This is a genomic window from Flavobacterium sp. CR10 (assembly GCF_055814415.1).
Map to the genome: position 1 here is coordinate 535051 of NZ_CP185985.1, position 14305 is coordinate 549355.

13 protein-coding genes are annotated in these 14305 nt (G+C 34.5%); 8 read left to right on the plus strand and 5 right to left on the minus strand.

Annotated elements, in window-relative coordinates; translation table 11 throughout:
- Positions 1 to 24 precede the first annotated feature (24 nt).
- The 4 genes from ACNRYB_RS02565 to ACNRYB_RS02580 all read left to right on the plus strand — a co-directional run bounded on the left by ACNRYB_RS02565 (position 25) and on the right by ACNRYB_RS02580 (position 5845).
- The gene (locus tag ACNRYB_RS02565; protein ID WP_433779355.1) at positions 25 to 2772 is read left to right on the plus strand and encodes a TonB-dependent receptor; all 2748 of its coding nucleotides are present in this window, start codon (positions 25 to 27) and stop codon (positions 2770 to 2772) included.
- 137 nt (positions 2773 to 2909) lie between these two features.
- Positions 2910 to 4100 (plus strand): hypothetical protein, encoded by a 1191-nt coding sequence (locus ACNRYB_RS02570; protein WP_119793186.1) that lies wholly within the window; start codon positions 2910 to 2912, stop codon positions 4098 to 4100.
- 208 nt (positions 4101 to 4308) lie between these two features.
- Positions 4309 to 4647 (plus strand): T9SS type A sorting domain-containing protein, encoded by a 339-nt coding sequence (locus ACNRYB_RS02575; RefSeq protein ID WP_008465102.1) that lies wholly within the window; start codon positions 4309 to 4311, stop codon positions 4645 to 4647.
- Between the two features lie 217 nt (positions 4648 to 4864).
- The gene (locus tag ACNRYB_RS02580; protein WP_473730231.1) at positions 4865 to 5845 is read left to right on the plus strand and encodes a LuxE/PaaK family acyltransferase; all 981 of its coding nucleotides are present in this window, start codon (positions 4865 to 4867) and stop codon (positions 5843 to 5845) included.
- Between the two features lie 255 nt (positions 5846 to 6100).
- Here the strand turns inward: ACNRYB_RS02580 and tyrS are convergent, their stop codons facing one another.
- Entirely contained in the window at positions 6101 to 7396 is a 1296-nt protein-coding gene (tyrS, locus tag ACNRYB_RS02585; RefSeq protein ID WP_473729138.1) for a tyrosine--tRNA ligase, read from the minus strand.
- 184 nt (positions 7397 to 7580) lie between these two features.
- On the opposite strand from tyrS, the gene ACNRYB_RS02590 reads away from it, so the two are divergent.
- Positions 7581 to 8582, plus strand: coding sequence for an NAD-dependent epimerase/dehydratase family protein (locus ACNRYB_RS02590; protein WP_473729139.1), 1002 nt, complete (start codon positions 7581 to 7583; stop codon positions 8580 to 8582).
- Here ACNRYB_RS02590 and ACNRYB_RS02595 read toward each other — a convergent pair.
- Genes ACNRYB_RS02595 through ACNRYB_RS02605 form a run of 3 tightly spaced genes read right to left on the minus strand, consistent with a single transcriptional unit; the run spans position 8577 to position 11139 of the window.
- Positions 8577 to 9053, minus strand: a complete 477-nt coding sequence (locus tag ACNRYB_RS02595; RefSeq protein ID WP_473729140.1) for a DUF4296 domain-containing protein — start codon at positions 9051 to 9053, stop codon at positions 8577 to 8579. The two genes, ACNRYB_RS02590 and ACNRYB_RS02595, sit on opposite strands and share 6 nt — an antisense overlap.
- Before the next feature lie 9 nt (positions 9054 to 9062).
- Positions 9063 to 10403: a dihydroorotase gene (locus ACNRYB_RS02600; protein ID WP_473729141.1), complete on the minus strand. Its 1341-nt coding sequence runs from the start codon at positions 10401 to 10403 to the stop codon at positions 9063 to 9065.
- Between the two features lie 10 nt (positions 10404 to 10413).
- A complete protein-coding gene (locus ACNRYB_RS02605) occupies positions 10414 to 11139 on the minus strand; it encodes a polyprenol monophosphomannose synthase (protein WP_354591003.1) in 726 nt (241 codons plus the stop codon).
- A gap of 107 nt (positions 11140 to 11246) precedes the next feature.
- On the opposite strand from ACNRYB_RS02605, the gene ACNRYB_RS02610 reads away from it, so the two are divergent.
- The 3 genes from ACNRYB_RS02610 to ACNRYB_RS02620 all read left to right on the plus strand — a co-directional run bounded on the left by ACNRYB_RS02610 (position 11247) and on the right by ACNRYB_RS02620 (position 13404).
- The gene (locus ACNRYB_RS02610) at positions 11247 to 11915 is read left to right on the plus strand and encodes a DUF4271 domain-containing protein (protein WP_473729142.1); all 669 of its coding nucleotides are present in this window, start codon (positions 11247 to 11249) and stop codon (positions 11913 to 11915) included.
- Between the two features lie 14 nt (positions 11916 to 11929).
- Entirely contained in the window at positions 11930 to 12679 is a 750-nt protein-coding gene (locus tag ACNRYB_RS02615; RefSeq protein ID WP_008465120.1) for a uroporphyrinogen-III synthase, read from the plus strand.
- 254 nt (positions 12680 to 12933) lie between these two features.
- Complete coding sequence (locus tag ACNRYB_RS02620) at positions 12934 to 13404, plus strand: Lrp/AsnC family transcriptional regulator (protein WP_111365821.1); 471 nt, start codon at positions 12934 to 12936, stop codon at positions 13402 to 13404.
- A gap of 204 nt (positions 13405 to 13608) precedes the next feature.
- Here ACNRYB_RS02620 and ACNRYB_RS02625 read toward each other — a convergent pair whose 3' ends face one another.
- Positions 13609 to 14295, minus strand: coding sequence for a zinc metallopeptidase (locus ACNRYB_RS02625; RefSeq protein ID WP_260671646.1), 687 nt, complete (start codon positions 14293 to 14295; stop codon positions 13609 to 13611).
- Positions 14296 to 14305: the final 10 nt, after the last annotated feature.

The window sequence follows — 14305 nt, forward strand, 5'->3', positions numbered from 1 at the left end:
GACACAAACACAACACTGAAAAAAATGAAATTCAATTTAAGATTTCTCTTTATTGCATTATTTATCTGTACGATTTCGATCGCGCAAAACAAAGGTACGATTTCTGGAGTTCTGACTGACAAGGATATGAACAACGCAGCTCTGCCATTTGCTAATGTTTTAGTTAAAGGTACAAATATTAGCGTAAATACCGACGTAGACGGAAAATATTCGTTAAGCGTAAATCCTGGAAATTATACTTTAATCTTTAGTTTTTTAGGATATGAATCTGTTGAAGCTCCAGTTGCTATAAAAGCAAATGAAACTGTAACAGTTAATCAAGGCCTTTCGTCTGGAAGTTATACTCTTAAAGATGTAGTGGTTCAGGCAACCGCAGTAAGCAAACAAAAGGAAACTGCTTTACTTTTGGAGCAAAAAAATGCTGTCGACATCAAACAATCTATTGGTGCTCAAGAACTTTCTAGAAAAGGTGTGGGCGACGTAGCTGCAGCTGTAGTAAAAACTTCAGGAGTTTCCAAACAGGAAGGAAGCAACAACGTTTACGTAAGAGGATTGGGTGACCGCTATAATTCTACTTCAATGAACGGACTTCCTATTCCGTCAAACGATCCTGAAAGAAAAAACATTGCTCTTGATCTATTTTCAACTGACATTGTTGAATACATCTCAATCGACAAATCGTATACATCAAAAATGTACGGAGATTTTGCAGGAGGAAATGTAGATATCGTTTCTAAAGATTACCGTGGAAAAGGTTTGTTTGAAATCTCATTAGGGTCGAAAGTTAACACTAATGCATTACAGCAATCTGATAACTTTTTATTACAACAAGGACCAACCAAATCAGGTTTTGTTTCTTATGGTGTTCCCTCAAATGCTTTAACTGGATATAATTTTGAAAACAGTTTAAACCCGGTTAAAGAAGCACCATATGCAGGAAGTTTCAATTTAAAAGCTGGTAAAACATTTAATATTGGCGAAGAAGGAAAACTTAGTGTTTTTGGAACAGCAGGTTTCAGTAATGGTTATGAGTTTAGAGAAGGGTTGAGCCAAAGTGTAAATGCTCAAGGGGTTAGTTTAAGATCTTTTCAAGAACAAAAATACACTTACACTACAAATTCTACAGGAATGTTTAATGCCAATTACCGCTTAAACAAAAATCATAAAATTGGTTACAACTTTTTATTTGTTAACTCTTCTGAGCAAACTAGAGACAACTATTTTGGTAGCGACAGGGACTTTGACAATGATGATGCCGATCTTTTAGTTCAAAGAGGAACTTTCACCCAAAATACTGTTTTCATCAATCAGCTTTTAGGTAATCATAAAATAACTGATAAAATTGATTTTGACTGGGGGGTTTCATACAATACTGTAAAAGGTGATATGCCAGATAGAACTCAAAACAAAATGTTCTTAGATCGTGCAAGTGGCGTTTATACAATTGCTCAGACAACTATTACAGATAACCAAAGATATTACCAAAACTTAAAAGAAGACGAAGCAGCTGCCAACCTTGCTTTTACGTACAAATTAAGCGATAAGGATGGTGAGTCTAAAGGAAAAGTTGTAGCAGGTTACAACGGAAAATTCAAAAAACGCGATTTCGAAGCTATCCAATTTAACTTTAACGTTACAGGACAAGGACAAAACACACCAGTTATGCCAAATAACTTAGATGCTTTCTTTAACCAGGAAAATTATGACAACGGACTATTCGGAATTAGCGCTTTTGCAGGAATGACTCCTCAAACTTACAACGGTGACCAAGATATCCACGCAGGATTTGCTAGTATCGAATATAAACTAACGGATAAATTAAGCTCTGTTTTAGGTTTTAGATATGAGAAAATTTCTCAAATGGTTACATGGAGAACACAGCTTGATGCAAGTGGAGGAAAAAACACATTTGACAGAAATGAATTCTTACCAAGTCTTGTTTTAAAATATGAATTAAACGAAAAACAAAACCTTCGTTTAGCTGCAAGTAAGACATATACTCTACCACAATTCAAAGAACGTGCTTTGTTTATCTACGAAGATGTAATGGAAACTAAAATTGGTAACCCTTACTTATATCCTTCTCAAAACTATAACTTAGATATTAAATGGGAAATGTTCCCAAAAAGCGATGAATTATTCTCTGTAACTGCTTTCGGAAAATACATCTTAGACCCTATTAACGAAGTTGTAATTGCTTCTGCTTCAAATGATATTTCTTGGGTAAACATTGGAGATAAAGGTTATGCTTATGGAGTGGAATTAGAAGCTAGAAAAAACCTTTTTGAAATAGACAGCGAATTCACAAACAAACTTTCTTTTGGTTTTAATGCTTCATTAATGAAAACAAATCAGGATATCGATTCCGAAAAAGTTAGAGAAGAAACAAACAGTACATTAAACATTAGCCTTACCGATACAAGTTCTGGTTTTACAGGAGCTTCAGATTTAATTTTGAATGCTGATTTATCTTACACTAAAAACTGGCAAAATGACGCTGGAATTACAGCAACCCTAGCATACAATCACTACTCTGATAAACTATATGCTATTGGAGCTTTAGGAAAAGGAAATTTAGTAGACAAATCAATGGGATCATTAGATCTTATTTTAAAAACTAAAATAAACAAAAACCTTGGAATTGATTTTGGAGCAAGAAATTTACTGAATCCAGAATTTAGAAGAGTACAGGAAAATGCTGGCGGAGACGTTTTAGTGTTCAATTATAAAAAAGGAATGACATTTGGATTAGGAATGAACTATCAATTCTAATCAAAGGCAGATTTAGAGGTCACAATTCCTTAACGTTCCTTTAAAAAACATATAACAAATAGATTACAGCGATTTAACATTCATTCTGTCATAAGTTTTAATCTTTGCATAAACACAAACTACTAATTAAAAAAGTAATGAAAAGAACAATTTCAACAATTTTAGGCTTAGCAACTTTATCACTTGTAACACTTACAACATCTTGCTCAAGCGACAACAATGATTCAAACACTGGAGGTAATTCTTCTTTCGTCTTAACAAGAGACAATCTTCAAGGAGAAATTAATGATGGAGAAGTTATCTTAGAATCAGGAACCTATAAACTTACAGGTAAATTAGTTGTTAAAGCAAACGCTAAACTTACAATTAAGCCTGGGGTAGTTATTGAGGCTACTACATTAGATCCAAATAAAGTAGAATCTATCAGATATATTGCTATCTCTCAAGGTGGTAAAATCGATGTTCAAGGTACGGCTTCAAGCCCAGTTATCATGACATCAACTGCAACTAAACCAGGATCTTGGGGAGGATTAGTTATTTGCGGAAGAGCACCTATCAATTCTGGAGCAACTGCATCTGCTGAAGTTTCTGACTTACCATACGGCGGTACTGATGCTAATGATAACTCAGGTTCAATTAAATATTTAAGAATTGAATACCCAGGTTACGCTTATAACACAAGTAAAGAATTCAACGGTATCTCATTCTTCGGAGTTGGTAAAGGAACTGTTGTTGATTACGTTCAAATTTTCGAAAGCTCTGATGACGGATTCGAATGGTTTGGTGGAACTGTTAACGCTACTCACTTAGTTGTTTCTAATAAAGATGCTACAAACGTTGGTGATGATTTATTCGACTGGACTGAAGGATGGAATGGAACTGCTGAAAACTGGTACGGAATCAGAACAAACGCTGGTAACAGAGGTGTCGAGGCTGATAACAATGCTAACAACAACTTAGCTACTCCAATTTCTTTCCCAACAATCAAAAATCTTACTCTAGTAGGTTTCGGATCAACTGACACAAGTTCAGAATCTCAAGCTTTCAAATTAAGAGTTGGTACTAAAGGTAAATTTGATAACGTTGTATTAAAAGGTTGGAAAACCGGATTTGACGTTGAGCACAACGAAACTATCGGTTATGTTGGAACTGACTTGCTTGCAACTAACGTAAAATTCGAAGATGTTACTACAAAATCTAAAGGTACAAACACTGTAAAAGAAACTGTAGATGTATCTAAGGTTTTCACAGAATCTGCAACTGCAACTGGAGCAGGAAACGGATCAGGAGTTCCAACTTGGACTGCTGGATGGACAAAAGGTCTATAATTAAGAAAAACCCGAAATATTCAAAAACACCTTAATTTTTATTAGGTGTTTTTTTTATTCAATGATTACCAATTAGTCTTGACAACCATCGTAACTTCTAATTGTTTTTAAAACATAATGTTAAAAACATCCTAAATATTTAGGATGTTTTTTTTTGGCGCCATTTTTGTAATTTTTTTTGTATATTTACGGTAATCAAATACATGCGATGGCAAAAAACTACTTTTATATTACTTTCTTATTGGCATTTTTCTTTACTCTTAGCGTCGCGGCGCAAGATAGTAAGCAATTACCAAAACCTCAAGAATCTACTTCTATTGAGGGTCTCAGCTTGTATCCTAACCCAGTGACAAACGGAAAAGTGTACATATCATCTAAAAACGATTTAGAGAAAGAAATTATTGTGTTCGATCTTTTGGGCAAAAAAGTATTGCAAGCACATTTAGTATCAAAAGAATTAAGTGTTTCAGAACTGCCTCCTGGTGTTTACATCATCAAAATAAGCGAACAGAACGCTTCGGCAACACGAAAACTCATTATAAGATAAAAAAGCTCCTTTGGAGCTTTTTTTAGTTTTCAGTCGCAGTTTTCAGTTTATGAACCCTGTCAAATACTGCGACCGAAAACTGAGACTGAACACTTTTTTAATTTTCCAGTTGCAGTCACAGTTTTTAGTTTATGCACTTTGTTGCGCACCGCGACTGAAAACTGCGACTGAATACCGCGACTGAACACTAAATATAATATCTTTGCAAAAAAAAGTTTTGATCACAGCCAACGATATCTTTACCATTTCAAGTCAGAAACAATTTGAAAAAATAGCACTAAAAGTGTTTCGTTTTCAGCACGAGAACAACAAAGTCTATCGCGATTTCTGTGATTTTTTAAAAGTAAATCCGCAGCAGGTAAAATCACTGCAGCAAATTCCTTTTTTACCCATTCAGTTTTTCAAAAGTCACAATGTGGTTTCTAATACAGATCCTGCACAAGTAACTTTTACCAGCAGTGGTACAACCGGAATGATTACCAGCCGACATTTAGTGACCGATGTTTCCCTATATGAGGAAAGTTACCGCAAAGGATTTTCTCAGTTTTATGGCAATATAGAAGATTACGTTGTTTTAGCCCTTTTGCCGTCTTATCTAGAACGCGAAGGCTCTTCGTTAATTTATATGGTAGAAGACCTGATAAAACTCTCTAATCAGCCTGAAAGCGGATTTTATTTGCACAATCACGACGACCTTATCAAAAAACTTCTTGAATTGGACGAAGCAGGCCAAAATGTAATCTTAATTGGGGTTACGTATGCTTTGTTGGATTTAATCGAAAAACATCAATTCAATCTTCAAAATACCATTATTATGGAAACCGGAGGAATGAAAGGAAAACGCAAAGAAATGATTCGTGAAGAATTGCACGATATTTTATGCAAAGGTTTTGGCGTTTCTTCTATTCATTCAGAATACGGAATGACAGAGCTTTTAGCTCAAGCGTATTCTTTAGGCGAAGGTATTTTTGAATGTCCTTCTTGGATGCATATTTTAGTGCGAGATCCAGAAGATGCTCTCACTTACGTGAATGATGGAAGAACGGGCGGAATTAATGTTATAGATTTGGCCAATATCAATTCATGTTCTTTTATAGCTACGCAGGATTTAGGCAAAAAATATTCGAACAACTCTTTCGAGGTATTGGGACGTTTTGATAATTCTGATATTCGTGGGTGTAATTTGATGGTTCTTTGATCGTTTAATCGTTGATTTGGTTAATCGTTTAATCGATAATATGGTTATCGTTAATTCACCGCATTAATCAAACGTTCCTACGGAACGTTGTTAATTACAAACCAAATTTCAATTCTACCGACCAGACATTCCTACGGAATGTTTTTTTTCAATAAAAAAATCCCAATATTCTTTCGAACATTGGGATTTATATATTAAATGCAAAAGATTTTACTAAATCGATTAAACAATTAACCGATTAAACAGTTAAACCTTTTAAACAACTCTAATCACAAAGTAATTCTTCTTTCCGCTTTGCAATAAAACGAACTGATTGTTGATTAAATCATTAGCCGTCAAAACAAAATCTTCTTTGATTTTTTCTCTGTTTACAGAAATTGAATTTGCTGTTAAAGCTCTTCTCGCCTCTCCGTTTGATTTAAAAAAACCTGTTTTTTCGTTTAAAACAGTGATAATATCCAATCCGTTTTCTAAATCAGCTTTTGCGATTTCAGCTTGTGGAACTCCATCAAAAACTTCTAAAAAGGTTGCTTCATCCAATTTCTTTAAATCCTCAGCAGTTGAATTTCCAAACAAAATGTTTGAAGCCTGAATTGCTTTCTCTAATTCTTCTCTATTGTGGACAAAAACAGTAATCTCTTCTGCTAATTTCTTTTGTAAAACTCTTAAATGCGGAGCTGTTTTGTGCTCTTCAATTAAAGCCTCAATAGTATCTTTATCTAAGAAAGTAAAGATTTTGATATATTTTTCAGCATCTACATCTGTCGTGTTTACCCAAAATTGGTAGAATTTATATACAGAAGTTTTATCAGCGTCTAACCAAACGTTTCCTCCTTCAGATTTTCCAAATTTAGATCCGTCTGCTTTTGTAATCAAAGGCGTTGTTAAAGCATACGCTTTAGCATTCTCACCTCCCATTCTGCGCACTAATTCTGTTCCTGTGGTAATATTACCCCATTGGTCAGAACCACCCATTTGCAAAATGCAGTTGTTGTTTTTATATAAATGATAGAAATCGTAACCTTGAATTAACTGATATGTAAATTCTGTAAAAGACATTCCCTCACCTTCACCGCTAAATCTCTTTTTTACAGAATCTTTAGCCATCATATAGTTTACGGTAATTCTTTTTCCAACTTCACGTGCAAAATCGATAAAAGAGAATTCTTTCATCCAATCGTAGTTATTCACCATTACCGGTGCATTTGCTTCGGTTGAATTAAAATCTAAGAAACGAGACAAAACGCTTTTGATTCCGGCTACGTTTTTAGCCAAAGCCTCTTCGTCAAGCAAGTTTCTTTCATCAGATTTACCAGAAGGATCTCCAATCATTCCTGTTGCTCCACCTACTAAAGCGATTGGTCTGTGACCAAAATTCTTTAAGTGAACCAATAAAATGATCTGTACCATACTTCCGATGTGCAGTGAATCTGCCGTTGGATCAAAACCGATATAGGCAGTGGTTGCTTCTTTTAGCAATTGTTCTTCCGTTCCAGGCATACTATCATGGTATAACCCGCGCCATTTTAATTCTTCAACTAGATTCTTCATTTTTTTAAATAATTTGCGCAAATATAGTCAATGGTATTGGCAATATCAAAAAGCAATCACAATATCAATACATAAAAACTTTGAAACTCTGCAACTTTGAAACTTTGCAACTTTATAAAAAAACCTTTGCAACTTTGTCCCTCTGCAACTTTGCACCTTTCCAACAAAAACTTATCTTTACAACATGATATTAGTAACTGGAGGAACTGGTTTAGTAGGCGCACATTTATTGCTTCATTTAATCGAAAATGGAGAAAATGTGCGGGCAATTTACAGAACCGAAAAAAATATTCCGAAAACAAAAGCGGTTTTTGATTTATATAAAAAAGCCCATTTGTTTCAAAAAATCAATTGGCTTGAAGCTGATATTCTAGACATACCTTCACTTGAAACTGCTTTTATCGGCATCACACAAGTATATCATTCTGCTGCATTTATTTCGTTTGATCCAAAAGACGAAGAAACCCTTAGAAAAACCAATATTGAAGGAACCGCAAACATGGTTAATTTTTCTATTGCTAAAGAAGTAGAAAAATTTTGCTATATAAGTTCTATTGCCGCTTTAGGAGATATTGCACCTCACGAAACATATATTACCGAAGAAACCGACTGGAATCCCGAAAAACCGCATAGCGATTATGCCATTTCTAAATATGGTGCCGAAATGGAAGTTTGGCGAGGACAACAGGAAGGTTTGAATGTTATTGTTGTAAATCCGGGAGTAATTTTAGGTCCGCCAAAAATGATGGATATTTTTGATGAAGGAAGCAGTGAAATATATCGAAAAGTATCAAAAGGACTTTCGTTTTACACATTAGGAAGTACTGGTTTCATTTCTGTTGATGATGTTGTAAAAACCAGTTATGAATTGATGAAAAGCGATATAAAAAACGAACGTTTCACGCTTATCTCTGAAAATATTGTTTTTAAGGACCTTTTAAACACGATTTCTGATGTTTTTAAAATAAAGAGACCGCATATTCATGCCAAACCTTTTTTAATGAATCTATTGTGGATCGCTGACGGAATATTTTCAACTTTATTCTTTAGAAAGAGAAGCATTACAAAAGCAACAGCAAAAGCCTCATATTCAAAAAATCTGTATAGCAACGAAAAAATAAAAACCGCTCTAGGAACGGTTTTTACTGATATTCATCAATATATTATTGGTAGCTCAAAACTATAGTTTTCTTCTATTTCTGTGAGCTTCTCTTATAGAATCAATATTAATTTTTGGCGCCGGTCCTTGAACAGAGACCTCTTTTAATTCCTTTGGTTTATTTTTATTCGCTTTAACTGCTTTTTTCTCATCAATTTTAGCTAAAGAATCTGCAGCTCTTTGATTCACTTCAATTCTTTTATTGACCTGATCAAACATATCTTTGTAATTCTCATAATCCGAAGCATAGTACATGTTGTTCTGTGCAAATTGAAGACTATCTACTTTATATTTTTTATAAATAAACTTTTTAGGATCGCTGTCTATTGAATCCATAGACAATGGCTTCTGATATCTCATGGCTTCCAAAAGAGATAGATCATACATAATATCAATCATTTTCTCTTTCTCAATAAGCTTTGCAGGCTGATTTACGACCTCTTTTTTACAGCTTATAGAAAGAAACAAAACCAATATTATGACTATAAAATTCTTCATAGTTGTTTTTTATCTGTCAAACAATAATCTTTTACCCGCTCTGGTATCTTTTACCTTGAAATTATTATAAACCAATTCACCGTTTACAAAAGTATGCGTGATTCTAGATTTGAAAGTATAACCTTCAAACGGAGACCATCCGCATTTGTATAAAATATTTTCTGGTTTCACGCTCCAAGGCAAACTTGGATTAACGATTACTAAATCGGCGTGATAACCTTCTTTAATAAATCCTCTTTTTTCAATTTTGAAAAGTTTAGCTGGATTGTGGCACATTTTCTCCACGATTTTCTCCACACTGATTTTCCCTTGATGATGTGCTTCAAACATCGCCACAACAGCATGCTGTACCAACGGACCTCCAGAAGGCGCATTCAGATACGACTGTTGCTTTTCTTCTTTGGTATGAGGCGCGTGATCTGTAGCAATTACATCAATTCTTCCGTCATTCAAAGCTTTCCAAAGTTCTGCACGATCATCGGCAGTTTTAACAGCAGGGTTCCATTTAATGAAATTCCCTTTTGTTTTATAATCTTCATCAGTAAACCAAAGGTGGTGCACACAAACCTCAGCGGTGATTTTTTTCTCTTCTAACGGAATTTTATTCGTAAACAATTCCATTTCCTTCGCTGTTGAAAGATGGAAAATATGCAATCTTGCGCCTGTTCTTTTTGCTAAAGCCGCCGCTTTTGAAGAAGAAATGTAACAAGCTTCAGCGCTTCTGATTAAATTGTGCGCCGTTACTGGAACATCGTCTCCGTATTGCTCTTTAAAAGCTGCAAGATTATTTTTAATTGTGGTTTCATCTTCACAGTGAACTGCAATTAACATTGGAGTACTTGAGAATATTTTTTCTAAAACAGCTTCATTGTCCACCAACATATTTCCTGTAGACGAACCTAAGAAAATCTTGATTCCGGCAACATTTTTTGGATTGGTTTTTAAAACTTCTTCCAAATTATCGTTTGTTGCACCCATCATAAACGAGTAATTCGCAAATGATTTTTTTGACGCAATTTGATATTTATCTTCTAAAATTTCTTGAGTAACCGCATTCGGAACTGTATTTGGCTGTTCGATAAAAGAAGTAATCCCTCCCGCAACAGCTGCACGAGATTCCGATTCGATATCGCCTTTATGCGTTAATCCTGGTTCTCTAAAATGCACTTGATCGTCTATCGCACCAGGCATTAAATAATTTCCTTCAGCATCGATTACAATACAATCTGAAGTTTTTAATGAAATGCTGTCTGCAATTTCAACAATCAGATCGTTTTCAATTAAAACATCACCTTCAAAAATTGTCCCTTCGTTTACAATTTTGGCATTTTTTATTAAAATCCTGTTCATTTTGGTTGGTTTATAATGAATTGACTAATTTTCTTAATCTAAGCGAAATCACTCCAAGAATAGCTTCCTTAATAATAGCATTGCTCATTTTAGAAACTCCTTTTGTTCTATCTGTAAAAATAATTGGAACTTCGGTAATTTGAAATTTGGCGCAGTAAGTTCTGTACTTCATTTCAATTTGAAACGCGTATCCAACAAACTTTATTTTATTCAAATTGATTTTCTCCAGAACTTCTCTTTTGTAACATACAAAACCAGCAGTTGCGTCGTGAATTTTCATTCCGGTAATGAATTTCACATAAACAGATGCAAAGTAAGACATCAAAACTCGGCTTAAAGGCCAGTTTACCACATTTACACCTTTTACATAACGAGAACCAATTGCAAGATCTGCTCCACCAAAATGGCAAGCATCATATAATTTCTCTAAATCATTTGGGTTATGCGAAAAGTCGGCATCCATTTCAAAAATAAATTGATAATCGCGCTCCAAAGCCCATTTAAAGCCGTGAACATACGCAGTTCCCAATCCTGATTTTTTAGTTCTTTGTTCTAAAAAAAGTTTTCCGGGATATTCTTCCTGCAATGCAATTACTTTTTTTGCAGTGTGATCGGGAGAATTATCATCAATAATCAGCAAATGAAAAGGTTTATGCTGCGAAAGTACAGCTCTAACTATACTTTCTATGTTTTCAATTTCGTTATAAGTGGGAATTATGACAATACTATCATTCATTTTTTTCTCGGTAATTTCACCGCAAAAGTAAACTTTTTATAGCATTTGATTCATAATAAATATATAATAAAAGTATTGCATCAAAAAATTACTAATTTTGTATCGCTATGATTGAACAACTTCATCCTCGGATTATTGAAAACAAAGACTGGGCAACACTTTTGTTTGTGGTGACCTTTGCCGTTGTTGCTATGACAAAATCTGCTTACGAAACCAGATTTAGTGAATTCAGTAAACTTATTTTTTCTGACAAATACGCTAAAATTTATCGAGACAACAGCCATATGAAAAACAGCTTTACGGTTGGTTTATTTTTTGTGCAGGTTGTATCGTTTGCTTTCTTCATTCTGCTCACGATGAATATTTTTGGATATGCTTCAAAAACCGATTGGCTATTATTTATCCGCATTGCTACTTTTCTGCTTTATTTCATTTTAGGAAAGTATTTAATTGAGAAAATTGTAGCGGCTTCTTTCAACATTGACGAATTTGTAGAGCTTTTTAACTTACAAAAAGTAACATACAGGACTTATATCGGCGTTTTAATTCTTCCAATCAATGCTGTTTTGTTCTATTACAACAATATTCCACAGATTATTCCGCTAGCAATCATAGGCATTTCGCTGTGTATTAGCATATACTCGTACTTTATTTCAATTAAAACGTATCAAAACGTAATAATCGGTAAGTTATTTTATTTTATTTTGTATCTTTGCGCTCTTGAAATAGCCCCTTATTATTTTCTCTATTATTGGATAACAAAAGGGAGTGCTTAGTAAATATTTATAATATGAAAGTGAAAACAATTTTGGTGTCACAGCCTGAACCTAAAGTGGAGAATTCTCCTTACTTTGAGCTCCAACAAAAACACAAAATAAAAATTGATTTCAGACCATTTATTCATGTAGAAGGGGTTAGCGCAAAAGAGATTCGATTACAAAAAATCGATCTTAATCATTACACTGCGATCATTTTAACAAGTCGAAATGCTGTAGATCATTTTTTTAGAGTGGCTGATGAAATGCGTTACAAAGTTCCTGAAGGGTTGAAATATTTTTGTCAATCTGAGGCTGTTGCGTTTTACCTTCAAAAGTATGTTGTGTACAGAAAACGTAAAATTTACGTTGGAGCAAAAGATTTTGCAGATTTATCTCCGCTAATTAAGAAGTACAAAGACGAGAAGTTTTTGCTTCCTGCATCTGACCAATTAAATGCAGATGCTCCTGTTACATTAAACAGTCTAAAAGTAGATTGGGCACAAGCAATTTTCTACAGAACTGTAATGAGTGATTTATCTGATTTAGCTGATGTTTATTATGACGTTTTAGCTTTCTTCAGTCCGACAGGAATTAAATCATTGTTTAAGAATTTCCCAGATTTTAAACAAAACAACACCAGAATCGCCGTATTCGGAAGCACAACGCAGAAAGAGGCTCTAGATCATGGCTTAAGAATTGATATTCTTGCTCCAACTCCTGAAACGCCTTCTATGACAATGGCTCTAGAGAAATATGTAGCAGAAGCTAACAAAGGAAAATAATCCTTTTTAAAAATATTCAATTTTTAAAATTCCAAATTCCAAGTCAAGCACTTGAAATTTGGAATTTTTCTTTTTAGGGTTTATTAGATACGTCGTCTCCCGTGGTTGAAACCACCGGTTATGTTTGAAATTTGGAATTTGGGTTTTGGTTTTTGGAATTTCAAAAATTTGGAATTTCCTTTTCTAATGCATTTTAACTACATTTGATTTCTATTGATAACCCAAATCTCAAAAATAGTTTCAAATTATAAGTCATGAAAATCAACTCTCTTTTAATTGAAATTGACGGAATCGACAAAGAAATCCTTCGTTACTTAATGGACGATGCTCGAAAGCCAATTCTGCAAATCGCCAATAAAATAGGAATTTCAGGAGCAGCAATCCACCAGAGATTAAAAAAGCTAGAGCAATCTGGCGTTATTTCTGGATCGAAATTTACTGTAAACCCAAAAGTTCTAGGTTATAATACCATGGCCTTTGTTGGCGTTTATTTAGACAAAGCTTCCAGAAACTCTGAAGCTGTAAAAGAACTCCGCAAAATCCCAGAAGTTTTAGAATGTCATTATACCACAGGAAACTGGTCTGTTTTGATTAAAATTATCTGTCGCGACAACGAACATTTAATGCAGCTTTTAAATAATAAAATCCAAGCCATTGAAGGAGTTTCAAGAACTGAAACATTCATTTCATTAGACCAGCAGATTGATAGGCAAATACAACTTTAGAATTAGATAATGTGCCAATTTGAAAATTAGATAATTTTATGCCTGCTGTCACCCTGAGCGGAGTCGAAGGGCTTAATTACCTATAAAGGCTTCGACTCCGTTCAGCCAGACAAACTTTACAAAACACAAAACCCGATAGATTTCAAAAAATCTATCGGGTTTTACTATAAATTATCTAATTGACTAATTATTTCAATTAACTAATTAGTTCCTTCTGCTTCCAGAATAAATCGATATATAGTACAGCAACGTTGCAATAGAACCAATTGCCGCTACCACATACGTTCTTGCTGCCCATTTTAAAGCATCTTTTGCTCCTGCCTGTTCTTCTTGCGTTAGCATATGTTTATTTTCTAGCCAAGCCAACGCGCGGTTACTTGCATCATATTCTACAGGAAGTGTAATAATTGAGAACAAAGTTGTTGCAGCAAAAATGATAATTCCGATTAATAATAATCCAGGAAAAACTTTAATCATTAAAATTCCTGCAATCAAAATCCATTGCACATAATTTGACGCAACGCTCACAATCGGCACAAGCTTAGAGCGCATAGTCAGCCATTCGTAACCAATTGCATGCTGAACTGCGTGGCCGCATTCGTGCGCTGCGACTGCGGCTGCGGCTGCATTACGGTGATTATAAACCGCTTCACTTAAATTTACTGTTTTATCTGATGGATTATAATGATCTGTTAACTGACCTGGTGTTGAGATAACGCGAACATCTGTAATTCCGTTATCAGCAAGCATTTTCTCTGCGATTTCACGGCCGCTCATTCCGTTTCTTAGTTGCAGCTTCGAATACAATTCAAATTTGCTCTTCAGCTGCGAACTTACCAGCCAGCTGAACAACATTATAGCTCCAGCAATAATTAAATATCCTGATCCCATTTTTTTCTGT

Coding starts and splice junctions, on each gene's coding strand:
- ACNRYB_RS02565 (WP_433779355.1), top strand. CDS start 25: ATGAAATTCAATTTAAGATTTCTCTTTATTGCATTATTTATCTGTACG.
- ACNRYB_RS02570 (WP_119793186.1), top strand. CDS start 2,910: ATGAAAAGAACAATTTCAACAATTTTAGGCTTAGCAACTTTATCACTT.
- ACNRYB_RS02575 (WP_008465102.1), top strand. CDS start 4,309: ATGGCAAAAAACTACTTTTATATTACTTTCTTATTGGCATTTTTCTTT.
- tyrS (WP_473729138.1), bottom strand. CDS start 7,396: ATGAAGAATCTAGTTGAAGAATTAAAATGGCGCGGGTTATACCATGAT.
- ACNRYB_RS02590 (WP_473729139.1), top strand. CDS start 7,581: ATGATATTAGTAACTGGAGGAACTGGTTTAGTAGGCGCACATTTATTG.
- ACNRYB_RS02595 (WP_473729140.1), bottom strand. CDS start 9,053: ATGAAGAATTTTATAGTCATAATATTGGTTTTGTTTCTTTCTATAAGC.
- ACNRYB_RS02600 (WP_473729141.1), bottom strand. CDS start 10,403: ATGAACAGGATTTTAATAAAAAATGCCAAAATTGTAAACGAAGGGACA.
- ACNRYB_RS02605 (WP_354591003.1), bottom strand. CDS start 11,139: ATGAATGATAGTATTGTCATAATTCCCACTTATAACGAAATTGAAAAC.
- ACNRYB_RS02610 (WP_473729142.1), top strand. CDS start 11,247: ATGATTGAACAACTTCATCCTCGGATTATTGAAAACAAAGACTGGGCA.
- ACNRYB_RS02615 (WP_008465120.1), top strand. CDS start 11,930: ATGAAAGTGAAAACAATTTTGGTGTCACAGCCTGAACCTAAAGTGGAG.
- ACNRYB_RS02620 (WP_111365821.1), top strand. CDS start 12,934: ATGAAAATCAACTCTCTTTTAATTGAAATTGACGGAATCGACAAAGAA.
- ACNRYB_RS02625 (WP_260671646.1), bottom strand. CDS start 14,295: ATGGGATCAGGATATTTAATTATTGCTGGAGCTATAATGTTGTTCAGC.